Source organism: Pseudomonas sp. GW821-FHT01A09, from assembly GCF_058986725.1.
In genome coordinates, this window is the sequence record NZ_JBYSWB010000009.1 from 172,488 (window position 1) to 196,811 (window position 24,324).

Consider the following 24,324-nt stretch of genomic DNA (forward strand, 5'->3'; position numbering starts at 1 on the left):
ATCCGAGTTCCTATTCCCGAACAGACCAATTTCCACCCAAGCTCTTGAACAGGCTTACCTGGGATAGTGCGAGCTGCAGCCTTGCTTCGACGACAGAGTTTTGTACGCCGTACACAGTCCGCTCACTGTCGAGTTTAGTCAGATAACCATCTAGGCCACGTCTATAACGCTGATCAGCCAACGTCAGGCTTCGTTGCGCTGCGTCCAGCTGTCGTTGCTGAGCAATAAACTGGCGCTGAAGCGGTTCACGGGCGACAAGCTCGTCGGCCACTTCACGAAACGCCACTTGAATGCTTTTCTCGTACTGAGCCACCCGCAAATCACGACGCACCTTGGCGACGTCGAGTTCCGCTCGGTTGCGCCCGTAGTTGAAAATCGGAATCTGAATCTGCGGTGCAAAGCTCCAAGCCCGGCTGCCGCCAGAAAACAACTCATTGAGTTCAGCGCTGGTGGAACCGGAACTAGCAGTCAGGGAAATTCTCGGAAAAAATGCTGCCCTTGCAGCGCCAATATTGGAAGAGGTGGCCTCAAGTCGCCGCTCTGCAGCCTGAATATCGGGCCGACGGTTCAGCAATTCGGACGGTAGCCCCGGTTCCATAGTCTGATTTAGGCCTTGCTTAGCCAAAGACAACGGTGTAGGTAAATCGCTCGGCAGCGGCTGGCCGATTAGCAATACCAGTGCGTTGTCCGCCTGTGCAAGCGTTCTATCGAGTACAGCAAGGTCGCTGCGGGCACCCTCTACCAAGGTTTGAGCCTGACTTAGATCCAGGTCAGATCCCACACCTAGTTCCAGTCGCTGATGTATCAGCTCCAAACCTTCCTCTCGGCTTTTCAAGGTACGTCGCGTCACCTCAATCCGCTCGCTGGCTGCACGTTGATTGATGTAAGCCGTCGCAATTTCAGCTACTAGCGATAGCGCCACTGCTTGGCGGGTTTCACTGATCGCTTGATATTCGCTAAGAGCGGCATCGCTCAAATTCCGCACCCGCCCGAAAAGATCCAGTTCATACGAACTGAGACCGATTCCGACGTTGTAAAGGTTGCTGACCTGACTCTCACCCTGCGGCGATGCAAAGCCAGTTTGGCCGCGCTGTCGGGTGAAAGCTCCAGTCGCATCTACAGAGGGCAGCAAATCGGCTCGCTGAATTCGGTATTGAGCGCGGGCCTGTTCAATGTTCAGAGTAGCTACTTTCAAGTCTCGGTTGGACGCGAGGCCCAGTTCAATCAAACGTTGCAAACGTGGGTCGCGGAACACTCCTCGGCTATCCGGTAGCAAAGCTTCCTGCGTTGCTACGCTGACACCTGGAAACTGCTCAGGAACAGGTAAGGATGGACGCTGATAAGCGGGTGCTAGTGAGCATCCAGCCAGCATTGCAGCCAGCGCCCCGGCGAGGATCGGAGAAGACAAATTATTCATGAGCTTGCCCTTGTTTGGCGTGAGCGTCGGAAGCCTTACCAGGTCTCACCTTCTCCACGATCCCCATAACCATTACGAAGAACACTGGAACGAACACGACTGCCAAGGTCGCCGTCAGCATCCCGCCAATCACGCCCGTACCGATGGCTTTTTGACTGGCCGAGCTGGCACCCGACGCGAAGACCAGCGGAACTACGCCCAGGATGAACGCCAGCGACGTCATGATGATTGGGCGTAACCGCAGGCGTGCAGCTTGAATGCTCGCCTCCACACGGCCCATGCCCTGATCGTGCAAACTCTTGGCGAACTCAATGATCAGGATGGCGTTCTTGGCTGACAGACCGATGATAGTGATCAGCCCGACTTTGAAGAAAACGTCGTTCGGCATTCCGCGCAACGTTACCGCCAATACCGCGCCTATGACGCCCAACGGAACAACCAGCAGCACCGCAGCTGGAATTGCCCAGCTTTCATAAAGTGCGGCGAGGCATAAGAAGACCACCAGCATCGACAAGCCGAGCAGCAACGGCACCTGACCACCCGAGATGCTTTCCTGCAACGACAGCCCCGTCCATTGCAGGGCGAAGCCCGATGGTAAACCCGAGGCTAGCCGCTCCATCTCGTCCATGGCTTCACCTGTACTGTGGCCTGGGGAAGGCTCGCCGGACAGGCTGACCGAGGGATAACCGTTGTAACGATTGAGCTGCGCAGGCCCTCTCTCCCATTTCACTTTGGAGAACGCGGAGACAGGAACCATACGGCCTTGGTTGTTTAGGACTTCCAGTTTCATGATGTCCTCAACCTGCTGCCGACGATCACCCTCACTTTGCACGATCACTTGCTGCATGCGCCCGAGATTTGGAAAGTCGTTCACATAGGCGGAGCCCAGGGATGTGGACAGGACATTGGCTATAGCGGAGAACGAAACGCCCATGGCATTGGCTTGCTGACGATCCACCTCAATGTTCACTTGAGGTGTTTCCGCAAGAGCGGATTCACGCACATTCTGCAGGATCCGGCTTTCACTGACTTTGCTGAGTAGCTCATCACGGGCTTGGCGCAGTGCGTCATAACCCTGTGCGCTGCGATCTTGCAAGCGCACTTCAAAGCCACCTGACGTGCCTAGGCCCTCCACTGGAGGCGGAAGCAGACTAAAAGCCATGGCGTCTTTGAGCGCGAAAAACACTGCGCTGGCACGATCAGCAATGGACTGTGCCGAGTCTTCTGCTTCTCGCTCAGACCAGTCTTTCAAGGTAGTGAAGGCAAGTGCAGCATTTTGCCCGTTCCCGGAAAAGCTGAATCCGAGAATCATGACGGTATTAGCAACGCCAGGTTCCTGAGCGTTATGCGCTTCGATCTGCTTGGCGATTTCAATGGTGCGATTCTGACTGGCACCTGGCGGCAGTTGAACATCAGTGATGGTATAGCCCTGATCCTCAACCGGCAGGAATGAGGACGGCAAACGGGTGAACAGCAGTCCCATGATGCCCACCAATACGACGAACACCAACATGTAGCGGCCCAACTGGCCAACCGCCTTGCTCACCCAGCTTTCGTAACCGTTACTCATGCGGTCGAAGCGACGGTTGAACCAGCCAAAGAAGCCTTTCTTCTCGTGATGCGAGTTTGCTGCAATGGGTTTGAGCAGGGTCGCGCACAGCGCTGGCGTCAGACTCAGAGCGAGAAATGCAGAGAACACGATGGAAACCGCCATCGAAATCGAAAACTGCTGATAAATCACGCCGACCGAGCCGGACATGAAGGCCATAGGGATGAATACGGCAGTTAGAACCAGTGTGATGCCAATGATGGCGCTGCTGATTTCGGTCATTGCCTTGCGAGTGGCATCCTTCGGCGAAAGCCCCTCCTGCGCCATTAGCCTCTCGACGTTTTCCACGACGACGATGGCGTCGTCCACTAGGATGCCGATGGCTAACACCATCCCAAACAAGGTCAGAACGTTGATGGAGAAGCCAAGCACATACATCACGGCAAACGTACCCATCAGTGCGACAGGTACTACCAGAGCAGGAATAAGCGTGTAACGAATGTTCTGCAGGAATACAAACATCACGATGAACACCAGCACCATTGCCTCAAGCAATGTGTGAATGACCTTGGTGATCGAGACTTTCACGAACGGGGAGGTGTCGTAAGGGATATCGTATTTGACGCCTGCCGGGAAATACCGCGACAACTCATCAAGCTTTTCCCGCACATGGGTGGCGGTGCTCAACGCGTTACCAGCCGGTGCGAGCTGTACGCCCAATGCAACCGATTGTTGACCGTTTAGGCGGGTCGCGAAGTTATAGTTTTGACCACCTACTTCAACCCTTGCCACATCACCGATTGTGACGTTGGAGCCATTGGGATTTGCCTTGAGCACGATGGCGGCAAACTCCTCAGGTGTGCTCAACTGACCTTTCACCATGACCGTTGCAGTAAGCTCTTGATCCGTAGAGGATGGCAAGTCGCCTATACTGCCGGCAGAGACCTGAACGTTCTGCTCGGAAATAGCCTGACTGACATCTGCAGGTGTCAGGTTGAAAGCCACCAGTTTTTGCGGGTCGACCCAGATACGCATGGCGCGCTCGGCACCAAACAACTGCGCTTTACCCACACCATCAAGCCGCTTGAGTTCATTGACTACGTTACGAGTCAGATAATCGCTCAGCGCAATCTCATCGAGCCTGCCATCTGTCGAGGTCAAAGTCGCGATCATCAAGAAACCTGCCGAGGTTTCTTCGATCTGCAATCCCTGCTGCGTCACAGCACGAGGCAAACGCGGCTCCACCACTTTAAGTCGGTTCTGCACGTCTACCTTGGCCAGCTCCGGGTTAGTGCCCGGCTGAAAGGTGACGGTCATGGTCGCCCGCCCCTGACTGCTGCTCGAGCCGAAATAAAGTAGGTGGTTAACCCCGTTCAATTCCTGCTCGATTAAACTCACCACGCTTTCATCAATGGTCTGAGCAGACGCACCTGGATACGTTGCCGTCAATTCGATTTGGGGTGGGGCCACACTAGGGTACTGGGCAACAGGCAAGTTCGGTATAGCCAGCAGTCCCGCCAGAACGATGAATAATGCGATGACCCAAGCGAATACCGGCCTATCAATAAAGAACTGCGGCATCACTTCTGCTCCTGCGCAGCCGATGGTGCGGGCTCTTCCACTGCGGTAACTGCGATGCCCGGCTGTACATGCTGAAGGCCTGTAACCACCACGCGATCCCCTGCATTGAGCCCAGCTTTCACAATCCAGCGATTGTCCTTTACTTCACCGAGTGAGATGGCGCGCTCTTGGGTTTTGCCTTCTGCGTCCACGATCATCACCAGAGACTTACCTCCGGCATCTCGCTGCACTGCGCGTTGAGCGATGGTGATGCCCTCTGCTGTGCGAGCTTGGTCGAGCTTCACACGAATGAAACTACCTGGGAGCAGTTCACTGTGAGGGTTAGGGAATTCGCTGCGCAGCACGACCTGGCCGGTGCTCTGATCAACCGTCAGGTCTGAGAAAAGCAACTGTCCTTTCAGTGCATACAGGCTGCCATCTTCTTGAATCAGCGTGGCGGTAATCTGCCCTCGATCAAGCTGCTGCAGCTGACCTTGTTGTAACGAGCTACGTAACTCGCTGATCTGTCGAGTAGATTGGTTGATGTCGGCATAGATGGGTTGCAGTTGCTGGATGGTTGCCAAGGCGGTGGCATCGCCTTGGCCCACAAGTGCGCCCTCAGTCACCATGGCTTTGCTAATACGCCCGGAGATTGGCGCGGTCACTGTCGCGTAGCCAAGGTTTAACCGTGAGCGCTTGAGAGCCGCACGGGTCGAAGCTACGTCAGCCTGGGCCTGCAGGAATCCCGCACGAGCGTTTTCGGATTCTTGCCGACTTACCGCGTTGATTTTCACCAGTTCCGCATAACGATCTGCCTGCAGCCTAGTTTGATACTCGTTAGCTTCGGCCTTGCGCAAAGCGGCTTCCGCGCTTTCAACGTCGGCCTGGAACGGTGCCGGATCGATGCGAAAAAGAACGTCACCCTGTTTGACGTCGGTGCCTTCTCGGTAAACCCGCTGCAGCACAATGCCGGCTACCCGTGCACGAACCTCAGCGGTTCGCGGAGACACAAGCCGGCCATTGAGCTCTGTCGTAATCGTGAGAGGCTGGATCTTTACTGTTTCCACACTAACTTCAGGTGGGGGCATATCCTGCGATGGCGGTGGCTCATTGCAGCCCGCTAACGCAGCAAAGCCCACGCAGACCAGCAAACGGTATGGATTTAGTCGAAAAAAAGACGGCATGATGGCGCTCCCCCAAAGATCGCACCATGCTAGAGACCGCGTCCCACGCGCATGTAAAAAAGTGTAGGGAAGATGTTAAGAACTGTTAAGACTTTGCATACATGAGGCATGCCTTGGTTATGCTGCCCACTTTTGGGGAATGGCCTGTGAAATGACTAGGATTATGCTTGTCGAGGATGACGCGGCTCTGTCTGAACTGATTGCCAGCTATCTCCAGCGCTATGAGTTCGACGTCACAGTGATCAGTCGTGGCGACCGGGCGTTAGAAGGCGCGCATCGGTTGCGTCCCGATCTGGTCATTCTCGACCTGATGCTACCGGGCCTAGACGGCCTACATGTCTGCCGGCAGTTGCGGGACGAAAACCCAGGATTGCCCATCATCATGCTCACCGCAAGAGACAAAAGCGACGATCAGATACTCGGCTTGGAGACCGGGGCCGATGACTACGTCGCCAAGCCCTGCGAGCCACGGGTTTTACTGGCCCGCATTCGCACTGTGTTAAGGCGCAGCACACCAGCGGTCGTCCGTCCCAATGCTGAGCAGATCGTACTTGGACAGCTTGTCATCGAACTGGCTGAACGTCAGGTGCAGTGGCGGAACAAGAATGTCGACTTGTCATCCGGCGAATACAATCTGCTGTTGGTGCTTGCCACCCATGTGGGCGAAGTATTGAGTCGAGATCAGTTGATCCAGCAACTTCGAGGCATCGAATTTAACGGCATCGACCGATCTGTTGACGTTGCCATCTCCAAGCTCCGACGTAAATTTGAGGACGACCCCAGCGAGCCTCGGAAGATCAAAACCGTTTGGGGCAAGGGTTACTTGCTGAGCCGATCCGAGTGGGACGAGTAGCCCGTTTGCTCTTCGGTCGCCCCTTTATCCTGTCCTAAATAGTTGATCAATCACCATGTTCAAAATGCTCGCTCGGCTTTACCTGATCATGTTGGTGACGTACGGCGTTGCGCTCTATGCCGTCCCAGGAATCGTCCTGAAGCTGTTCGACGAACGCACCGTCACGTACAACCAGCAGCAGGCAAAGGGAACGTTACGATTGATCCAAGTGCGTTTTTCCCAGACGCCGCATGAGGCGTGGGCTGCGCTGGAGCGCGAGCTGAAACAAGATTTCGCCCCCTTGCAGCTAAGAGTCATCCCACTGGCCGATCCTAGCCTAAGCGATATCGAGCGAGCTGATCTCAAGCAAGGCAAGAACGCCGTTCGCAGGGGGTTCTACGGCGAGCTGGGCGCCGCCCTGACGCTGCTCCCTGATGACCACGTGATCGAACTGGTATCACCGGATCCACCGGTGGATATCAACATCATTTATTGGCTAATGAATATCCTCATTGGCGCCGCTCTGTTGGGCTGCTTGTTGATCTGGGTATGGCCTCATTGGAGCGACCTCCAACGGCTCAAGCGTACCGCAATGAAGTTGGGAGCCGGAAATCTCGCCGAGCGGACGCGTATTTCTCCGAGTTCCAATATTGGTGACTTGGCCCAAGTCTTTGACAAGATGGCTCAGGACATTGAGGGCTTGCTTAATCAGCAGCAGGAGCTGCTCAATGCAGTCTCCCATGAATTGCGCACTCCGCTCTCACGGTTGGAGTTCGGCATGGCGCTGGTCATGACCGCCCCGCTGGAACCGCCTACAAAGTTGCGGCTTGAGCAGATGCTCAACCACGTGCGCGAACTGGACACGCTCATAGACGAATTGCTTTCCTACACTCGATTGCAATCCCCCTACCAGCTACCAGCGCGGCAACCAGTGCCTGTCCAGTCTTACCTAGATAGCGTGCTCGGTGGGTTCATAGATGAGCAGGACAGCCTGGAATTTTCCTTAATCCTGAATTTTGATACGGCTTGCGAGCACTTTATGCTCGACCCTCGTCTGACCGCCAGGGCGATCCAGAACCTGATCAATAACGCGATTCGATATTGTGAGCACCAGGTTCGTGTCAGTGCCCACATACATACAGATAATGGCTTCACTCTCAGCGTTGAAGACGATGGTATCGGAATACCTGTCGACGAGCAGGAGCGTGTGTTCGAGCCGTTCTATCGCATGGACAGAAGTCGAGATCGCGATACTGGAGGATTTGGGCTCGGGCTAGCTATCAGTCGTCGTGCAATAGAATGCCAGGGCGGTAAAATCACGGTGGGTTATGCGCCGCTAGGGGGTGCAAAATTTGAGATAACGCTCCCATTCCTGCCAGACAAATGAGGCCTAGCGGGGGAAGATAATTCATTGGCTCAGTCAGGTAAGCGCTACCGCCGCTGTCTTATTGGCTGCGGGAGTGTGGAGCGAATTCGGACACATTGCATGGATTGGGAGCGGCGTCATTTCTACATGGATTTGACCGATACCACTTCCATGTACTTGTACTTTTTCTTCGCTGCTTTTACCGCTTCCTGCTCTGCCAGCAGGGTGCTCAGCGTATCAGCCTCATGAATCATCTCAAACGTCTGGCCTTCGTACTCATTACCGACCCGGAGCGTGACCTTCAGTCTTGGAGTGAACGCTTTCGCGGCTTTCTTCTTCACCAGGGGTTTGCTAACCGGCAGGGTCACCGCTTCTGGAACGGGCTCCTGAACGGTAGGGGGGAGGATTCGTGCGCAGACTTCAGCGCTGCCGAACAGGGCACGACGCATCTCTTCTTCAGTTAATTCTTGGTTCATGCGCTGTCTCAGGAATTGACGGTTTGGTGAATACGCCATTCTTACAACATGTTATGCAGGTATTCCGAATTGGTAGGACTTGGCTCAAAATTGAGAGAGGCTGATGGCGCAGAGATCCTGGGCGTGCCGCGTTGCGGTCAGCTGTTGTGAACCAAGCCAACCTGTGTCTTGGCCCTCCGGGCGTCCATCTTCACGCCTTCGACCATCCTGGCCTGCGCGCTCCGCTTGCTCATACAGCGGTTATGGAAATCTAGGGAATATTAACCCGGGCGCGGGCAGGTATCGGTGTTGTTTTTGGTCGCAAGCGGAAAGACCAGTCCAGTCGAATTGGCGGCCCTCCGGACTTCCATCCTTGAGCCTTTGGCCCATCGTGGGCCGGCGCACCCCCGCTTGCGATCATGGACTACATGAATGACCCAGGATCAGAGTCATCCCGGGGCAGCCGAATGCAGCGCATCTTGCTATTGACGAGCTTGCCAGATTCGTAGAGCGCCGCTGCGAGAACCGCGAGTCCAGTACGCTGCAAAGCCGAGTTAAACAACCCTCCAGAAGGGTGAGCGTCGAACGTTAATTTTCATCGTCATCCTGGTTGTCATGAAGCGAAGTACATCCACAGTCTTCAATGGCACCTCCACAGTAGTTGTCTTCTCCATCTTCTACCTCCCACATATTGGTGGTGCAATAACAGTGTTGGCACTGATAGTGATACGTTGACATATTGATTGATTCCTAGCTGGCAATGGCTGAGTCAGTCGTTGTTGTGCGAGTAGTCGTCGAAGTATTTGTCACCGCCAATGTAAAACTGACCCCCTAACGCCAACTCAATTTTGACCCCCTGGGCGATCATGGTGGCTTTGAGCTGCCGAGATGTTGACCCAGGAGCAGTCAGTGGAAATCAAGGTATTGGCCCGTCAGGGCATGGGTATCAAAACCATCGCGCGCACGCTCGGGCTGTCGCGCAACACCGTGCGCAGGTATCTGCGCGGCGAAGCCGATCAGCCGTGTTATCCGGCAAGGCCGACCCGGCCGGCCAAGCTCGACCCCTTCAAGGCCTACCTGCAAGAGCGCATAGATGCAGCCCGGCCGCATTGGATTCCCGCGACAGTGCTGCTTCGCGAAATTCAGGCGCAAGGCTATGCCGGTGGGGTCAGCCGGCTCAAATCCTGGCTGGCGCCCTTCAAGCGTCCGGTGCACGACCCGGTTGTGCGCTTCGAAACCTTGCCCGGTCAGCAACTTCAGGTCGACTTCACCACCATTCGCAGGGGCCGTGACCCGCTCAAAGCCTTTGTCGCAACGCTTGGCTACAGCCGCGCCACCTTCGTCTGCTTCGGCGCTCGCGAGGACAGCGATGCGTGGCTAAACGGTTTGCGCGAGGCCGTCGCCTTTTTCGGCGGAGTGCCGGAAGAGGCGCTGTTCGACAACGCCGGCGCGATCATCCTTGAGCGCGATGCGTATGGTGCTGGCCAGCATCGCTGGCATCCTCGACTGCTGGCACTGGCCGACGAATACGGTTTTCGGCCGCGCGTTTGCCGGCCCTACCGCGCAAAAACCAAGGCCAAGGTCGAGCGTTTCAACGGCTACCTCAAAGGCAGTTTCATCACGCCACTGGCGGTCACGCTCAAGAGCGCGGGTTTGCCGTTGGACGTCGCCACCGCCAATGCCCACATCGGGCGCTGGCTCGATGAAGTCGCGCATCAGCGGATTCATGGCACCACAGGGGTTAAGCCGGCAGCGCGTCTGGCCGAAGAGCGCGACGTCTTGTTACCGCTACCGGCCAGCAGGGTGAGCACTCTGGCGCTACCTCTTTTGCGGCCAGGCCGCGTGCTACCGCACGAGAGCTTGCAGCACCCGCTCTCGGTTTACGATGAGTTGCTGGAGACACGTCGATGAACCCTTCAGCACGCGCGCATCATCGAAATGTGCCAGCAGCTCAAGCTGGAGCGGATGGCCGCAGACTGGGCTGGCTTGGCGCAGCAAGCCGCCGCTCAGGAGCAGAGCTTCGCCGACTTCCTGGAGCATTTGCTGCGCGTAGAGGCTGAGGCGCGCACCGAGCGATCACGCCAAACCCTACTGAAGATGGCGACACTGCCCGCTCTCAAAACGCTGGAGCAATACGATTTTGCCTTCGCCAGCGGCGCGCCACGCGCGCAGCTGCAAGAGCTGGCGGGACTCAGCTTTATCGAGCGCGCTGAGAACATCGTTTTGCTCGGCCCCAGCGGTGTGGGCAAAACGCATCTGGCCTGCGCATTGGCCTATTGTGCAACGTTGGCTGGAATCAAAACTAGCTTCATCACCGCTGCCGACCTGATGCTGCAACTCGCCGCCGCACACCGGCAGGATCGCCTGAAGGAATACTTCAACCGCGCGGTGATGGGCCCACGACTGTTGGTGATCGACGAGATCGGATACCTGCCTTTCGGACGTGATGAAGCCAATTTGTTCTTCAACGTCGTTGCCCGCCGATACGAGCGCGGCAGCATGATCCTCACCAGCAACCTGCCGTTCACCCAGTGGGCGGGCACTTTCGCCGATGATCAGACGTTGACGGCCGCGATGCTGGATCGTTTGTTACATCATGCGCATATCGTGCAGATATCCGGCGATAGCTACCGGCTCAAGGATAAACGCAAGGCGGGTACCAGCCCTGCGCGAGCGGTGAAGAGCGTTTAAAAGCAGGCCGAGGGGGTCAGATTTCAGTTGGCGAAAAATGCAGTAAAGGGGTCAGTTTTGGGTTGGCGTTGACAGATACGATAGATGTAAATTTCCACGGAAAGCGCCATACAGATTTCGACCTCTTGCGAATCATAAAAGCGCAAGAGCAGGGCTTCGACTTACCGGTTACTGCGTACCTATGTGGTGTATCCATAAGGGCGCGCGCAGGCATCGGTGTGGTGTTTGGCCACAAGCGAAAAGATCAGTACGGGCGGTTTGGCGATGGTCACCTGATCCGTACTTCTGACGTGTTGAAAGTCGAGCGCGAAGGGCGATTTTGGGTGATGACGACTGTGAATTCGCGGTACGTGCTCGCGACGTTTCAGCGCGTCAATGGACGTGCGAGCCTTCGTACGTTTCTGCGGTTGTCTAGGGGGCAGCACCATCTGTCCCCACACGTGCTGCAGTAGGGGAGTGGTTGTCCGGGACAGTCGAGGACTGAGGGAGTCGATGCGTATATGTCCGCCAGGGTCTTGAAAGCGGGCGAGGGATCTCTATCGCACCTGGTATCTATCAAGGGTACGACAGAGACAGCCCTTTCACGGTCATGCGAGACTTCGTTCTCGATCTATTTATAGACAAGACCAAGGATGCGCTTAAGGAGACATGGAGGTGCCTGGACTCGTGTATGTCCTCAGTTCTGGATGACTATGGATCCTGCAACGCTGTCCAGTCGTTTCAGCAAACTCCATAAGTGATGGATTGGGGGCTGGCTGTCATTGATGTCCTCACGGACAAGGTGAGCAGCGCGGTGGTGAAAACGACAATCTTTTTTGGAGCACTGGCGTAGGTTACACATTTGATGCGCATAAGCTTTCGTTTTCCTACCAGCAGGGTTCGGGTAAAACAGGCTACAGATACGGCGTTGATGGCGCAGGCACTGTCTGGCTGCACAACTCTGTGCAGTGGTCGGACTTCGTGGGTGAAGACGAAAAGTCTATGCAGGTGCGATATGACCTCAATATGGCATCCTATGGCGTCCCCGGTCTGAGCTTTGTCTCAAGATACGTGTACGGTTATGACATCACTACGGCCCAAGGCGAAGGGAAAGAGCACGAGTTGGATCTTGAGGCTAAATATGTCTTCCAGTCTGGCCCAGCAAAAGATCTTTCTGTCAGGCTGCGGAGCGCAGTGTACAGGGCTAATTCTGCATACAATGCAGGGATTTATGGAGCTGATAATAATGATGTTCGATTGATGATCGAATACCCCATCAACATTCTCTGACGTTGTCCCTAACCCTCGCACGAGTATCGGGTGAGGGCTAGACCATCCAAATACTGACATGAATACGAAAAACAGTGATCCGGCCTCCAGCACTTTGGCTATTGTGCGCGACGTCCTGCGATGCGCAGGAACATTGACGATAGCTAATGCAGGGATTGTAATTCATCGCGCTGATAGCGAAACTGTCGAAATCGCGAAGCTCTATGAAAGCGGATTGCTGTTCGTCGTTTCGGGTCACAAAAAAATAGCGGCTGGCGATGGCGTTGGCGAAATGCATGCCGGCACCCATCGAGTGATTAGGCGTCCCCTAGTGCTGACTGAAGTCAATTCTATGGACAGCGACGGCAACTCGTTCATCTCGATTTTTATTCCCGTTGACTCAGGTGCCTTGTCCGTTTTTGAAGATAACTGCATCGGCCCATTGATTTCGATTGAACGGCAGTTGAGCTGCGAGGGTGTTAGAAAAACCGACTCTAAGGTAGCTCATCTTGTCGCCCGTATTGTAGAGTCTGCGACCTTGGGGAGTGAGGGTGACAAGATCACGGTAGTGATCAAGCGCGCTTTGGTTGAGGCTGTTGCAATGCCCCGGCTTGATCCGCCAATTGGTCATCGGCTGACTGGGATCGCTAAGATAGAGCAAGCGGTTTCTTGGATTAACTCGAACTACCGGGATCGAGTTAAGCTCAGCGACCTGGCAGCGCTCATCAAGCTGCCGATCTCCTCCTTTCATCGGGAGTTTCGCAAGCATGTCGGCTTAACGCCGATAGGTTATTTGAAGAAAAAGCGCCTGCAAAAGGCTCACCAATTGATGGTTGAAAACGGATGCAATGCCAGATCCGCCAGCAGTGCAGTTGGATATGGCAGCGCGTCTCAATTCAGTCGAGAGTACCGCCGGGAGTTCGGCTCTCCGCCTATAACCCATGTTTGTGACGTTCGCGCGTCTCGTGTTGCCGCAGAGATAACAAAGGAATATGGAGTCTTTCCAAATAGTCATTATTAGGGATAACTACATTCCTCAAGGGCAAGCGTGACGTTCAGGTCGTGTGCTCATGCTTGCCTATATCGCCGGTGAGATTGGGGGCTATGTTACAGAACCACTGTGACATGGCCGTGGTTTGGTCACCCTTACCCTGTCGCACTTGGCATTTGCTCTCTGACTTTGGCTGGGAGCTTTTTTTGCCTGCAAGTCACCATGCTTGCAGAGCATTTACGCGTGTCTCGGACGCTGATGGCGAGTCAGAGGGGCTCTTTTCATTGCCTCCACAAACGGCGGAAAGGGGCCTTGCTTTGCAATGCCCCCGCGCTGAATTTCCAATATCAACACGGACTCAAGCACTGTCCGTGCAGCCATTCCTGTCTAGTCGTCGTATCGTTTAAAGCCAAGCTTTGATTTGCACGGCCACCGCATTGGTGGAGATGCCATAGCGATCGTGCAGTGTCGGCAGGGCGCCGGCATCGAGGAAGGCATCTGGCAGGGCGATCTGGCGGAAGGTCGGGGTCACGCCATTGCGTAGCAGCAGGCCTGCCACGGCTTCGCCCAGTCCACCGATGATCGAATGGTTTTCAGCCGTTACCACCAGCCGCCCTGACTTGCGTGCTTCGGCCAGAATGGTCTGTTCGTCCAGCGGCTTGATGGTTGGCACATGCAGCACCGCCACATCCACGCCATCCTTTTGCAGCTGCGCCGCCGCTTCCAGTGAGCGCATGGTCATAAGGCCGGTGGAGATGATCAGCACGTCCTTGCCGGTGCGCAGGGTCTTGGCCTTGCCAATCTCGAACTTGTAACCGTACTCATCCAGCACCAGCGGCACGTTGCCGCGCAGCAGGCGCATGTACACCGGGCCCTGGTGTGCAGCGATGGCAGGCACCGCCTGTTCGATCTCCAGTGCGTCGCACGGGTCAACGATCATCAGGTTGGGCATGGCGCGGAAGATCGCCAGATCATCCGTGGCCTGATGGCTCGGGCCGTAACCGGTTGTGAGCCCAGGCAGACCGCAGACGATTTTGACGTTGAGGTTCTCTTCGGCAATGGCCATGCAGATGAAGTCGTAGGCACGGCGTGAGGCGAACACGGCGTAGGTCGTGGCGAACGGCACGCAGCCTTCGCGGGCCATGCCGGCGGCGGCGCTCATCAGCAACTGCTCGGCCATGCCCATCTGATAGAAGCGATCCGGGTGGGCTTTGGCGAAGATGTGCAGGTCAGTGTATTTCGACAGGTCGGCGGACAACCCGACGATGTCCGAACGCTGATCGGCCAGCGCAGCCAACGCATGGCCAAAAGGTGCCGAGCGGGTGGCCTGGCCTTCGGACGCGATGGAGGCAATCATCGCCGAAGTGGTTAGGCGTTTTTTGCCCGGCTCGGGGGTGTTCACATTGCTCATACGGTTCTCCCGACTTTCAGGTTTTTCAGTGCCAGATCCCATTCGTTTTCATCGACGCGGATGAAGTGGGTCTTTTCGCGGGTTTCGAGGAAGTCCACGCCCTTGCCCATCTTGGTGTCGCAGATGATCACGCGTGGTTGAGCGCCTTGATGATTGCGCGCGGCGTCAAACGCCGTGACTAGCGCGCCGATGTCGTTGCCGTCCACCCGTTGGGTGAACCAGCCAAAGGCCTCCCAGCGGTCAACGATCGGTTCGAATGCCAGCACCTCGCTGGAGTAACCGTCGGCTTGCTGATTGTTGACGTCGATGATCGCGATCAGGTTGTCGAGCTTCCAGTGCGAGGCCGACATCGCTGCTTCCCAGGTCGAACCCTCGTTCAGTTCGCCATCGGAGAGCAGGTTGTAGACGAACGAATCGGACTTCTTGCGCTTGAGCCCCAGGCATGCACCCACGGCGATGCCCAGGCCATGGCCGAGGGAGCCACCGGTGATCTCCATGCCTGGCGTATAAGCTGCCATCCCCGACATCGGCAGGCGGCTGTCGTCCGAGCCGTAAGTTTCCAGCTCGTCGAGGGGAATGACCTCGGCTTCGATGAGCGCCGCATACAGGGCGATGGCGTAGTGACCGATCGACAAGTAGAAGCGGTCGCGTTCTTCCCACCTGGGGTTCTGCGGCTGATAGCGCAACGCGTGGAAGTACGACACCGCCAGCAAGTCGGCTGCGCCGAGGGCCTGGCCGACGTAACCCTGGCCCTGAACCTGGCCCATGCGCAGGGCATGGCGGCGAATGTTATGGGCGCGCTCTGCCAGAACCGAAAGCGCGGTATCGGGTGTATTAGCAGTCATGGTGAAAACTCCGAGAACTTAACGATTGACCGAAGCGGCGGGGATGCGCAGAACCAGCGAGGCTCCGATGAACAGCACGCCTGTGATCAGGTACATGCCGATGGCGCTTGAACCGGTCGTGGTGGTGATCCAGCCGATCAGGTAGGGCGAGCAGAAACCGGCAAGGTTGGCGAAGCTGTTGATGCCGGCGATACCTGCGGCGGCTGAGACCCCGCCGAGCAGTGTGGTGGGCAGCATCCAGAACAGTGACGAGGCTGAGAGCACCCCGGCAGCGGCCAGACACAGGCTAAGCACGGACAGCACCAGATTGCCGCCGAGAATGGCTGCCAGCGTCAGGCCGATGGCGCCCGCGATCATCGGCGCGACCAAGTGCCAGCGACGTTCGCGGTGCTTGTCGCCGCTGCGACCCATCAACAGCATGGCGACGATGGCGCACATGTACGGAAGGCTGGTCAGCAGGCCGATGTGCAATGGGTCAGAAACACCTGCGTTGCGGATCAGTGTTGGAAGCCAGAAGGTGATCGCGTACTGGCCCATGACCACACAGAAGTAAATGCACGCGAGCAGCCACAGGCGACGATCCCGGATGAATTCGCGAGGTGAAGCGTGGGTGACCTTGCGGCTGTTGTCCTCGGCGAGTTCCTTGTTGACCAGTTCCTTTTCCTCGTCGCTGAGCCAGGTCGCCTGATGCACGCCATCCTTCAGATACGACAGCACCAGCAAGCCGACGATGACGGTAGGAATCGCCTCGATCACGAACATCCACTGCCAGCCCGCCCAGCCATGGAAGCCTGCGAAGCTGTTCATGATCCAGCCCGACAGTGGGCCGCCGATCATGCCCGACAGCGGAATGGCGACGAACCACAGAACGGTCATCTTGGCGCGGCGATAGGACGGAAACCAGTAGGTCAGGTACAACAGCAGCCCTGGGGCCAGGCCTGCTTCAGCGATCCCCAGCAGAAAGCGCAGGGCATAGAACTGCCAAGCGGTTTCGACGAAGGCGAAGAGGGCGGAAATGATGCCCCAGGAAATCATGATCCGGGCGATCCAGCGGCGTGCGCCGACCTTGTGCAGGATCAGGTTGCTGGGCACCTCACAGAGGAAGTAACCGATGAAAAACATGCCTGCACCAAGACCGTATACGGTCTCGCTCAGGGACAGGTCGTTCATCATTTGCAGCTTGGCGAAGCCGACATTCACGCGATCCAAATACGCGCACAGGTAGCACAGCATCAGGAACGGCATCAGGCGCCAAGCTGTTTTGCGATAAGCATTTGAGCGTACGGTCGAGACCGCATCGAGGGTCATGGTGGTTATCATGATGGTCTGATCTCTTGTTTTTATAGACCACCAGGCAGTCTGCCCGGTGGATCATCGATCTAGAACAATGCGAGCCATTGGTAGCCCGCCCACTCAGCGTCAGTGAATCAGCATGCCGCCGTTCACGTCCAGAGTGATACCCGTGAGGTAGGAGGAGAGGTCACTCGCCAGAAACAATGCGGCGTTGGCCACGTCCTGAGCAGCACCCAGACGCCCCAACGGAATGCCGTCGATGATTGCGTGACGACGCTCGTCTTGCATCAGGCCACCGGTGATGTCGGTGTGAATAAGGCCTGGTGTGATGGAGTTGACCCGAATCTGGTCAGGGCCGAACTCTCGGGCCATAGCTTTGCCCAGACCCAGTACACCCGCTTTGGCAGCGCTGTAGTGTGGGCCGCCGAAGATGCCGCCGCCACGCTGGGCGGAGACGGAAGACATGCATACGATGCTGCCGGACGACTGGGCGCGCATGGTCGGGATGACCGCCTGAGACATCAGCAGAGTGCCGCGCAGGCTGACATCCAGCACTTTGTCGTAATCGGAAGGCCGAATATCCAAGGTCTTAATGGGCTGTGTGATACCGGCGTTGTTGACCAGGACGTCGATGCGACCAAAGCGTTCCAGCACTTTGGCAACGGCTTCTTTGACTTGAGTTTCATCCGCAACGTTAGCTGCCAGGCCCAGATGGCCTTCGCCAAGCGTGGCAGCAGCATCACGTGCTGCAGACTCATCAAGATCCAGAATGACTACATGGGCGCCGTGTTTGGCGAAGGTGACGGCAGTAGCTCGACCGATTCCACGTTCTGATGCCGCGCCAGTAATGATTGCGACTTTGCCTTGAAGAAGCATGAGAGATACCTCTGATTGTTTTTATGTTCGATTTCAGTAATCGATGATTCAGAGTGTTCCGAGCCGGTTTGCTGAGCAATGACGCAAACGTCACTCATAGCTGAAGAAAATTCACCTCTCGTCAAGCCACGCACCAGATGGTTGAATGCGTTATCTCCAAAACAACATAAAAATCGTACGAGAGCGTCCATGCCCCATGATGAAAACGCGCCGCCAAATCTGCCACCGCTGAGAGCTATTCAAGCCTTCGAACAAACGGCTCGTTTCGGAAACCTCGCACGTGCCGCTGAAGTCTTGGATCTGACGCCATCCGCAGTGAGTCATCAGTTGGCAAAACTGGAAGCGATGATTGGTCGTCAGCTTTTCGTTCGAGCTGCCCGTGGCGTGACGCTCACCCCAGTTGGCCAGCAATACCTAAAAGACATTTCTGGACTATTGCATAGCTTGGAAATGGCGACAGAGCGGGCTACCAGTGACGTGAGCCTGGACTGCTTGCGCCTTCATTCATCGCCGAGCTTTGGATTACTCTGGTTGATGCCCCGGCTGGAGGCGTTCCGCATCAGCCACCCGGATATCCAGATCAACCTGTCATGCTCGTACGAATCGTTGCATTTCAGCCGTGACAAAATCGACGTAGATATCCGCCATGGCCAACCCAACTGGGCGAGCTATGAAGTACGAACGGTACGCAATGAAACCTTTGCTGTTCTGGCATCTCCCAAGTTGCTTGCGCGACATCCGGTCATCAGTGCAACGGATATGCTCGAAAGGGATTTGATTCTGTCTGAGGCCACGCTGTTGAAGTGGCCAGAGTGGTTTGCTCAGCACGGGCTGGCGCGCCCGGAGCACCCGTATGTACTGAGTTTTGACCGCTCATACATGACCCTTGAGGCCGCGCGCCATGGGCTGGGATTTGCTCTGGAAAGTACGTTGTTAGCCCAGAAATACCTGGCCTCGGGATCGCTCGTAGAGGTAGCTCCGGAAAGCCTGAGCGCACCCGTCGCAGCTCATCACTTGGTATTTCCCAAAGCTCACTCAAGTTTTCCGAGGGTTAGGAGGTTCCTTGAGTGGATGGAAAGCGAGTTGGGGCATAGCTTCGTATTTTGATGCGTACACGCTCAGCTGAGCGCTTGCTGGATAAGTAGTGGTGCAGACTTTCTGTCAGCACTTAACGACATCGTACAGCTGACGCAGTGCCCGTTTCGCTTTGAGCTCGAGCACTTTGGCGTGCAAATGTGCCGACTCACCGCTGGTTCCCAACGCCGCGACTACCTTGCCTTTGAGGCGCAAAGGAATTGCCATGCAATTGAGTCCAGCCTGTGAAGCTTCGCTGTCCAGAGCAAATCCGCAGATGCTGATTCGGACTAACTCGTCTTCCACTGATCTATCCAAAGGCGCGTTGCGACGAACTATTCTGGCCAGGGCGGGATCGTGAGCCATGAAAACTTTGCCGATGGCTGAAGTTCTGATCGCATCCCGCTGGCTGTCATTACGAGGCACGATCGGCCCGCCATGCTGGTCGAGCGCTTCGAGGGTGAGGTATGTGCGTGCGCCACTTGCAATGGCCAAGTAGCAGTCAGACTCACACAGCTCATTGAATGCTCGAAGTGCAGGGCTGAAGGTCTCGTGAATCTCCTCACTTGGATCGCTGGTAGCTGACGCGAGTGCGTGAACGCGCGTACCTACTGAGTATTTCGCGCCTTGATGACTGACGTACCCAAGGTCTGTCAACGTAACCAGAAGCCCGTGCGCAGTGCTCTTTGTCAGGCCGTTGGGTGTGCAGAGCTCGGCCAGGCTTGCGCCGTCGGGATACATTTTGAGTTGCTCCAGCAGCATCATTGCCCGCTCGATGGACTGAATATGGCGTTTGCTGACTACCACTGCCGGTGTTCTCCCACCTATTGAAATGAGGCGCTATTCGGCAATGCCGAATTTCACGAATCACGTTCTGCCACTCGCCCTTCAAGAGCATTTTACTCGTTACAGTCTTGGGTAAATCACAACTGTAAAGGTGCAGGTTTTGGATCTCCAACTCAAGGGTAAATCGGTTCTGGTCAGTGGCGGCTCTCGTGGGATTGGGCGCGCTATCGTTGAGGCCTTCCTGGCTGAGGGGGCGCGAGTAAGCTTTTGTGCCCGTAGCGAGTCAGGCGTAAGAGAGGCCGAGCTGGGTTTTGGTGAGCGCGCGAACGGGACAGTCGTCGATGTGGCCGATGCGGATGCGGTTACACGCTGGGTGTGCCGCAGCGCTGAGGAGCTTGGCGGCATCGACATCATTGTCCCCAATGTCAGCGCTTTAACCGGCGGTGGCGATCTGTCAACCTGGCGCAGGGCGTTCGATATCGATCTTCTCGGTACCGTGGCGTTTGTGAATGCGGCATTGCCCTATCTCAAGCAATCGTCAGCTGCATCTGTGATACTGATCTCTAGTGTTTCAGGCCGGGAGATCGATCGTTTTGCTGAGCCATACGGGGTCTTGAAGGCGGCTCTGACGCACTATGGGAAGACATTGTCAGCGCGACACGCCCACGAGCACATTCGAGTGAACACAGTGTCTCCGGGTAATGTTTATTTCCCGGATGGCGTCTGGGGAAGCATCGAACGCGGCGATCCCAAAGCGTTTGCCGAGTGTTTGGCGGCCAACCCGATGGGGAGAATGGCGAGGCCGGAGGAGGTGGCATCAGCCACGGTCTTCCTGGCGAGCATGGCAGCCAGTTACATCACCGGCACTACACTGTTGGTCGATGGCGGCTTGACCAACGGTGTCCAGTTCTAGAATACCGGGCGGTCGGATACGATTATTTAGCAGGAGATGCAATGCAAGCTGACATTCTGTCATGGGGTAATGGGCCCCGCATGTTTGAAGTTTTTCTTGAGCCGACATGCCCGTTTTCGGTCAGGGCATTCCACAAACTTGATGAGCTGCTTGCGTCTGCTGGCGAGGACAAAATCACGCTCAAGATCCGGCTTCAATCCCAGCCCTGGCACATGTTTTCAGGCGTCGTTGTGCGATGCATCCTGGCGGCGGCGACGCTTGCGGGAGGTCGAGAATGCGCCAAGGCTGTCATGGCAGCAGTAGCCGCGCATCGTGAGGAATTCGAGTTCGAGAATCACGCAACCGGCCCGAACCGCGACGCCACGCCCAATGACATCATCGCCCGGATAGAGCGCTACAGCGGTATCAGCTTGGCGGACGCATTTGCTGCCCCCGACCTTGAACACGCCATCAAATGGCAATGTAAGTACGCGAGGCAGAATGGTATCCATGTGTCCCCGACATTCATGATCGATGGACTGGTTCGGCCAGACTTGTCCAGTGGGGATTCGATTGCCCATTGGGTGTTGCATCTCGCTTAGTAGGGTGTTGTCGATGTGCCAAGTGCCGCAACGGCACCTGGCAACATCCAGCCCCCCAATCGGAGTCGATCCAAAGGATTTGCGGGCCAGCTACAGCGCAGTGGGTTGGATGATTTCAATCCAGTAACCATCGGGGTCTTTGATAAACGCGATGTCCTTCATTCGTCCGTCGGTGAGTCGCTTCTGGAACGGAACGCCGAGCGTTTCGAAGCGAGTGCATGCTGCGTGGACATCGGGTACCGAGATGCAGATGTGCCCAAATCCGCGAGGCTCAGCGTTGCCGTCATGATAGTGGAAGTCAGGATCTGTCTCAGTACCATGATTGTGCGTAAGCTCTAACAGACCTGTCAGGGTTTTCATCCAGATACGGCGAGTGGTCACATTTTCTGGAATCAGTTGCTTGTCGATGATGGCGAGAAAGTAGACGCTGAATTCAGCCTCAGGAAAGTCTAGCTGTTCGATCAGACTGAAGCCCAGTACGTTGGTATAGAACGCCAGGGAGGGGGCAATATCTTTCACTCGAAGCATCGTGTGGTTGAACACGAATCCGAGTGTGGCCTCTTCTCTGGCTTCGCTGCTGATAGTCTTGGTAGTGCTCATAAAATATCCCATGCAAGACTCCAGTCAGGGAGTTGATTCCCTTGACTGGAGGGGGTGATGAATCTCTGCTGATTATTTCGGAAGGGCGTACGCTTGCACGTAGTCGCCTTTACCTGTCCTCATGAAGTGGTGACCTGTAGCTTCGATGACGACGTACTCACGACCGTTCTCCTCGTAAACGATTGGGTTGGCCTGGCCGCCAGCGGGTAGCGGTGCCGACCAGATCGTTTCGCCTGTACGAATGTCAATCGCGCGAATCAGATCGTCAGTGGCTGCCGCGACGAATACCAGTCCAGATTTAGTGACGACTGAGCCACCGTTGTTAGGTGTGCCAATGTTGATCGGCAACCCGGTAGGCAGGCCGAACGGCCCGTTCTTACGCGCGGTACCCAATGGCCGATCCCATACGGTGTGACCGTTACGGACATCGATTGCTCGGATGCCACCGTAGGGAGGCTCTTTGCACAACATGCCTGTGAACTTGTTTTGCCATCCAGCATTTACGTCCACAGCTACGGGAGTTCCTTCCTGCGGGTCGCTCGCACCCTCAGCATGCCCAAGCGTGTCCTTGGACGCGCTGATGACATCGGCTGCTTTCCAACCCAGCTTGTCGGCGATAGCTCGGGGAATGAGGTGAGTGTAGTTAGGCATGTCGTTATAGTTTGCGATGATCAGGCCGCGTGTTGGGTCGATCGCGACGCCGCCCCAGTCCGTACCGCCGTTGTAGCCTGGATAGTCGATAATCGGTTTACCGATGTCCGGCGGCGTGTAGCGACCTTGATAGTTCGCCTGGTGGAACTGGATGCGGCAGAACAACTGATCCATAGGTGTCAGTCCCCACATGCTTTCAGGCGTGAGGTCTGGCTGCGCCATGCTGTTGAAGAGCGAATACGGTTGGGTTTTGGCGCGCGCCGCAGGTTCCAGACCGCCTTGCGGGGCAGGGCGTTCCTCCACACCGAAGAGTGACTCTCCGGTCTCCCGGTTCAGTACGTAGAGCTCACCATTCTTGGTCGGCATGACAATCGCAGGCACCCGCTGACCGTTCTGTGCGGGGTAATCGATCATGCTCGCAGGGGAGGCAGCGTCGTAGTCCCATACGTCGTTATGCGTAGTCTGGAATGTCCAGCGTGGCATACCGGTTTCTACATCGAGCGCGGTGAGTGAAGGCGAGAACTTGAGCTCCTCGGCGGTGCGGGAGCTGCTGTAGTAGTCGCCAGAAGCGTTGGCAACCGGGAGGTAGACAAGGCCAAGCTTGTTATCTCCGGTGAACGTCGTCCAGACATTGGGTGAGCCACGCTTGTAGGCGTCATCACCATATCGAGGCGCAGGATCGTATGGCGCCGCAGCGTCCCAAGCCCACTTCAGCTCACCGGTTTTGACGTTATAGGCTTTTACAACACCCGGGGGCCCGAACGCACGTTGGCCATCCACAACCTGATGACCAACGATAACAGTGTCTCGCACAACAACGGGCCCGGAGGTAATTGCAACGTAGCCTTTGTAGGTTTGGCCCATGTTTTCAAGGATCGAGACTTCACCGTTCTTGCCGAAGTCCGTGCAGCGCTGACCATTGCCGGCATCGACCTCAATCACTCGATTGTCCAACGTTCCCAGAATGATCCGACGTTCGCACGCCGAGGCACTGGATGATGATGCACTTGTAGTAGATGCAGCGGTACCGTTCGCTGGCGATCCATCGTAATAAGCGAGTGATCGGCAAGCGGGCGTGTAAGGGATTGCGTCGTGATCGATCTTGGGGTCAAACGTCCATTTGTGCTCGCCCGTAGCAGGATTTAGCGCTACCACCTTGTCCAGTGCGGTGCAGACGTAGAGCGTATTGCCAACCTTCAGCGGTGTATTTTCAGTTCCCCAGCGGGATCCAGTTGGAAGATCCCCAGCATGTACAGACCACGCCAGTGTCAGGTTCTTCACGTTTTGCGGCGTGATCTCGGAGGCGGAACTGAAGCGCTGCCCAGCCTGATTTCCACCGTATGCAGTCCATTCCGTTGTCGGGACTTGCGCACTCGGGCCAGGGCCGGTATCGGTCGCAAAAGCGCCTTCAACACTGTCGGGCACGTTGGTGGCGGGGGTGACGTGATGCGGTACGAAGCCGAGGCCACCTGCCACAACCAATCCAAGAACGAGGATGGCAGTAACGCTGCGAGAAAGTGACTTCGAGATTCTGCTGTTCAGCGTTGTGAGTAGGAAAGAGAACGCGATGGCGAACAGCAGAACCAGGGAGAAGCGCGGGATCCACCCCCAATAACGGGTGCCGGACTCCCAGATCGTCCACAGCAAGGTCAAAAAAAACAGGGCGGCGAACCAGCCAATAGCTGATGCCTTAGCCCTCGCAAGTTCGACTGCGCATGCCAGGCTCAACAAGCCGGCGATTGCGTAGTACCAGTTCCCACCTAGGGCAACTAACCATGTGCCTCCTATCACGAGGTATACCCCGAAGAGGGCCAGGGCTACAGCCAGGAGTTTGCCTCCCCACCCTATTGCCCGTTTCTTTCTGGTGTTTCCAAAGCTTGCCATTATGTTTCCTGTAGGTGCTTGTGAGCCGCCTGAGTTCTTGGGCGGATTAGGGGTATCAGCTGATGTGGCGGGCTTAGTCGGTCATCGCTACGAGGAGCCTGCTGCCGACCGCTGCTG

The 24,324-nt window shown here is 56.2% G+C and carries 19 protein-coding genes and 2 pseudogenes; 10 read left to right on the plus strand and 11 right to left on the minus strand.

From position 1 onward, the window contains the following. Window positions 1-10 precede the first annotated feature (10 nt). From AC3WJP_RS13280 to AC3WJP_RS13290, 3 genes are read right to left on the minus strand one after another with little or no spacing between them, the layout of a single operon-like run. Window positions 11-1,417, minus strand: coding sequence for an efflux transporter outer membrane subunit (locus AC3WJP_RS13280; protein ID WP_493721766.1), 1,407 nt, complete (start codon window positions 1,415-1,417; stop codon window positions 11-13). Then, window positions 1,410-4,547 (minus strand): multidrug efflux RND transporter permease subunit, encoded by a 3,138-nt coding sequence (locus tag AC3WJP_RS13285; RefSeq protein WP_493721767.1) that lies wholly within the window; start codon window positions 4,545-4,547, stop codon window positions 1,410-1,412. Before AC3WJP_RS13285 ends, AC3WJP_RS13280 begins: the two co-directional genes overlap by 8 nt. Beyond that, complete coding sequence (locus AC3WJP_RS13290) at window positions 4,547-5,710, minus strand: efflux RND transporter periplasmic adaptor subunit (RefSeq protein ID WP_493721768.1); 1,164 nt, start codon at window positions 5,708-5,710, stop codon at window positions 4,547-4,549. Before AC3WJP_RS13290 ends, AC3WJP_RS13285 begins: the two co-directional genes overlap by 1 nt. 151 nt (window positions 5,711-5,861) lie before the next feature. Here AC3WJP_RS13290 and AC3WJP_RS13295 point away from each other — a divergent pair, with 151 nt between their 5' ends. Both AC3WJP_RS13295 and AC3WJP_RS13300 read left to right on the plus strand, forming a co-directional pair. Then, window positions 5,862-6,563, plus strand: coding sequence for a response regulator (locus AC3WJP_RS13295; RefSeq protein ID WP_493721769.1), 702 nt, complete (start codon window positions 5,862-5,864; stop codon window positions 6,561-6,563). A gap of 55 nt (window positions 6,564-6,618) precedes the next feature. Continuing rightward, window positions 6,619-7,929, plus strand: coding sequence for an ATP-binding protein (locus AC3WJP_RS13300; RefSeq protein WP_493721770.1), 1,311 nt, complete (start codon window positions 6,619-6,621; stop codon window positions 7,927-7,929). Window positions 7,930-8,051: 122 nt separating this feature from the next. Here AC3WJP_RS13300 and AC3WJP_RS13305 read toward each other — a convergent pair whose 3' ends face one another. After that, on the minus strand, window positions 8,052-8,384 hold the full coding sequence (locus AC3WJP_RS13305; protein ID WP_493721771.1) for a hypothetical protein: 333 nt from the start codon (window positions 8,382-8,384) through the stop codon (window positions 8,052-8,054). A gap of 867 nt (window positions 8,385-9,251) precedes the next feature. On the opposite strand from AC3WJP_RS13305, the gene istA reads away from it, so the two are divergent. From istA to AC3WJP_RS13330, 5 genes and pseudogenes are all read left to right on the plus strand, one after another. Next, window positions 9,252-10,274: an IS21 family transposase gene (gene istA, locus AC3WJP_RS13310; RefSeq protein ID WP_493721772.1), complete on the plus strand. Its 1,023-nt coding sequence runs from the start codon at window positions 9,252-9,254 to the stop codon at window positions 10,272-10,274. Between the two features lie 3 nt (window positions 10,275-10,277). Next, a pseudogene (gene istB / locus AC3WJP_RS13315) lies at window positions 10,278-11,054 on the plus strand (IS21-like element helper ATPase IstB); the annotation flags it as partial. A 68-nt stretch (window positions 11,055-11,122) separates the two neighbouring features. Continuing rightward, window positions 11,123-11,506: a hypothetical protein gene (locus AC3WJP_RS13320; RefSeq protein WP_493721807.1), complete on the plus strand. Its 384-nt coding sequence runs from the start codon at window positions 11,123-11,125 to the stop codon at window positions 11,504-11,506. Window positions 11,507-11,831: 325 nt separating this feature from the next. Next, window positions 11,832-12,323: pseudogene (locus AC3WJP_RS13325) on the plus strand (OprD family outer membrane porin); the annotation flags it as partial. Window positions 12,324-12,381: 58 nt separating this feature from the next. Further along, window positions 12,382-13,323 carry a helix-turn-helix domain-containing protein gene (locus AC3WJP_RS13330; protein ID WP_493721773.1) on the plus strand — a complete coding sequence of 314 codons (942 nt, stop codon included), beginning with the start codon at window positions 12,382-12,384 and terminating at the stop codon, window positions 13,321-13,323. Between the two features lie 373 nt (window positions 13,324-13,696). Here the strand turns inward: AC3WJP_RS13330 and AC3WJP_RS13335 are convergent, their stop codons facing one another. From AC3WJP_RS13335 to AC3WJP_RS13350, 4 genes are all read right to left on the minus strand, one after another. After that, entirely contained in the window at window positions 13,697-14,704 is a 1,008-nt protein-coding gene (locus tag AC3WJP_RS13335) for a transketolase family protein (protein ID WP_493721774.1), read from the minus strand. Then, window positions 14,701-15,549, minus strand: a complete 849-nt coding sequence (locus AC3WJP_RS13340) for a transketolase (RefSeq protein ID WP_493721775.1) — start codon at window positions 15,547-15,549, stop codon at window positions 14,701-14,703. Before AC3WJP_RS13340 ends, AC3WJP_RS13335 begins: the two co-directional genes overlap by 4 nt. An 18-nt stretch (window positions 15,550-15,567) precedes the next feature. After that, a complete protein-coding gene (locus tag AC3WJP_RS13345) occupies window positions 15,568-16,869 on the minus strand; it encodes an MFS transporter (RefSeq protein ID WP_493721776.1) in 1,302 nt (433 codons plus the stop codon). Between the two features lie 99 nt (window positions 16,870-16,968). After that, window positions 16,969-17,718 (minus strand): SDR family NAD(P)-dependent oxidoreductase, encoded by a 750-nt coding sequence (locus AC3WJP_RS13350; protein ID WP_493721777.1) that lies wholly within the window; start codon window positions 17,716-17,718, stop codon window positions 16,969-16,971. Window positions 17,719-17,907: 189 nt separating this feature from the next. On the opposite strand from AC3WJP_RS13350, the gene AC3WJP_RS13355 reads away from it, so the two are divergent. Continuing rightward, window positions 17,908-18,825 (plus strand): LysR substrate-binding domain-containing protein, encoded by a 918-nt coding sequence (locus AC3WJP_RS13355; protein WP_493721778.1) that lies wholly within the window; start codon window positions 17,908-17,910, stop codon window positions 18,823-18,825. 54 nt (window positions 18,826-18,879) lie between these two features. On the opposite strand, the gene AC3WJP_RS13360 is transcribed toward AC3WJP_RS13355, so the two are convergent. Beyond that, window positions 18,880-19,599 carry an IclR family transcriptional regulator gene (locus tag AC3WJP_RS13360; protein WP_493721779.1) on the minus strand — a complete coding sequence of 240 codons (720 nt, stop codon included), beginning with the start codon at window positions 19,597-19,599 and terminating at the stop codon, window positions 18,880-18,882. Window positions 19,600-19,738: 139 nt separating this feature from the next. Between AC3WJP_RS13360 and AC3WJP_RS13365 the strand changes: the two genes are divergently transcribed. Further along, window positions 19,739-20,491: an SDR family NAD(P)-dependent oxidoreductase gene (locus AC3WJP_RS13365; RefSeq protein WP_493721780.1), complete on the plus strand. Its 753-nt coding sequence runs from the start codon at window positions 19,739-19,741 to the stop codon at window positions 20,489-20,491. A gap of 41 nt (window positions 20,492-20,532) precedes the next feature. Beyond that, window positions 20,533-21,072, plus strand: a complete 540-nt coding sequence (locus tag AC3WJP_RS13370) for a DsbA family protein (protein ID WP_493721781.1) — start codon at window positions 20,533-20,535, stop codon at window positions 21,070-21,072. Window positions 21,073-21,162: 90 nt separating this feature from the next. Here AC3WJP_RS13370 and gloA read toward each other — a convergent pair whose 3' ends face one another. Both gloA and AC3WJP_RS13380 read right to left on the minus strand, forming a co-directional pair. Next, complete coding sequence (gene gloA, locus AC3WJP_RS13375; protein ID WP_493721782.1) at window positions 21,163-21,672, minus strand: lactoylglutathione lyase; 510 nt, start codon at window positions 21,670-21,672, stop codon at window positions 21,163-21,165. Between the two features lie 72 nt (window positions 21,673-21,744). Next, complete coding sequence (locus AC3WJP_RS13380; RefSeq protein WP_493721783.1) at window positions 21,745-24,207, minus strand: membrane-bound PQQ-dependent dehydrogenase, glucose/quinate/shikimate family; 2,463 nt, start codon at window positions 24,205-24,207, stop codon at window positions 21,745-21,747. Window positions 24,208-24,324 lie beyond the last annotated feature (117 nt).

Coding starts and splice junctions, on each gene's coding strand:
- AC3WJP_RS13280 (WP_493721766.1), bottom strand. CDS start 1,417: ATGAATAATTTGTCTTCTCCGATCCTCGCCGGGGCGCTGGCTGCAATG.
- AC3WJP_RS13285 (WP_493721767.1), bottom strand. CDS start 4,547: ATGCCGCAGTTCTTTATTGATAGGCCGGTATTCGCTTGGGTCATCGCA.
- AC3WJP_RS13290 (WP_493721768.1), bottom strand. CDS start 5,710: ATGCCGTCTTTTTTTCGACTAAATCCATACCGTTTGCTGGTCTGCGTG.
- AC3WJP_RS13295 (WP_493721769.1), top strand. CDS start 5,862: ATGACTAGGATTATGCTTGTCGAGGATGACGCGGCTCTGTCTGAACTG.
- AC3WJP_RS13300 (WP_493721770.1), top strand. CDS start 6,619: ATGTTCAAAATGCTCGCTCGGCTTTACCTGATCATGTTGGTGACGTAC.
- AC3WJP_RS13305 (WP_493721771.1), bottom strand. CDS start 8,384: ATGAACCAAGAATTAACTGAAGAAGAGATGCGTCGTGCCCTGTTCGGC.
- istA (WP_493721772.1), top strand. CDS start 9,252: ATGTTGACCCAGGAGCAGTCAGTGGAAATCAAGGTATTGGCCCGTCAG.
- AC3WJP_RS13330 (WP_493721773.1), top strand. CDS start 12,382: ATGAATACGAAAAACAGTGATCCGGCCTCCAGCACTTTGGCTATTGTG.
- AC3WJP_RS13335 (WP_493721774.1), bottom strand. CDS start 14,704: ATGAGCAATGTGAACACCCCCGAGCCGGGCAAAAAACGCCTAACCACT.
- AC3WJP_RS13340 (WP_493721775.1), bottom strand. CDS start 15,549: ATGACTGCTAATACACCCGATACCGCGCTTTCGGTTCTGGCAGAGCGC.
- AC3WJP_RS13345 (WP_493721776.1), bottom strand. CDS start 16,869: ATGATAACCACCATGACCCTCGATGCGGTCTCGACCGTACGCTCAAAT.
- AC3WJP_RS13350 (WP_493721777.1), bottom strand. CDS start 17,718: ATGCTTCTTCAAGGCAAAGTCGCAATCATTACTGGCGCGGCATCAGAA.
- AC3WJP_RS13355 (WP_493721778.1), top strand. CDS start 17,908: ATGCCCCATGATGAAAACGCGCCGCCAAATCTGCCACCGCTGAGAGCT.
- AC3WJP_RS13370 (WP_493721781.1), top strand. CDS start 20,533: ATGCAAGCTGACATTCTGTCATGGGGTAATGGGCCCCGCATGTTTGAA.
- gloA (WP_493721782.1), bottom strand. CDS start 21,672: ATGAGCACTACCAAGACTATCAGCAGCGAAGCCAGAGAAGAGGCCACA.
- AC3WJP_RS13380 (WP_493721783.1), bottom strand. CDS start 24,207: ATGGCAAGCTTTGGAAACACCAGAAAGAAACGGGCAATAGGGTGGGGA.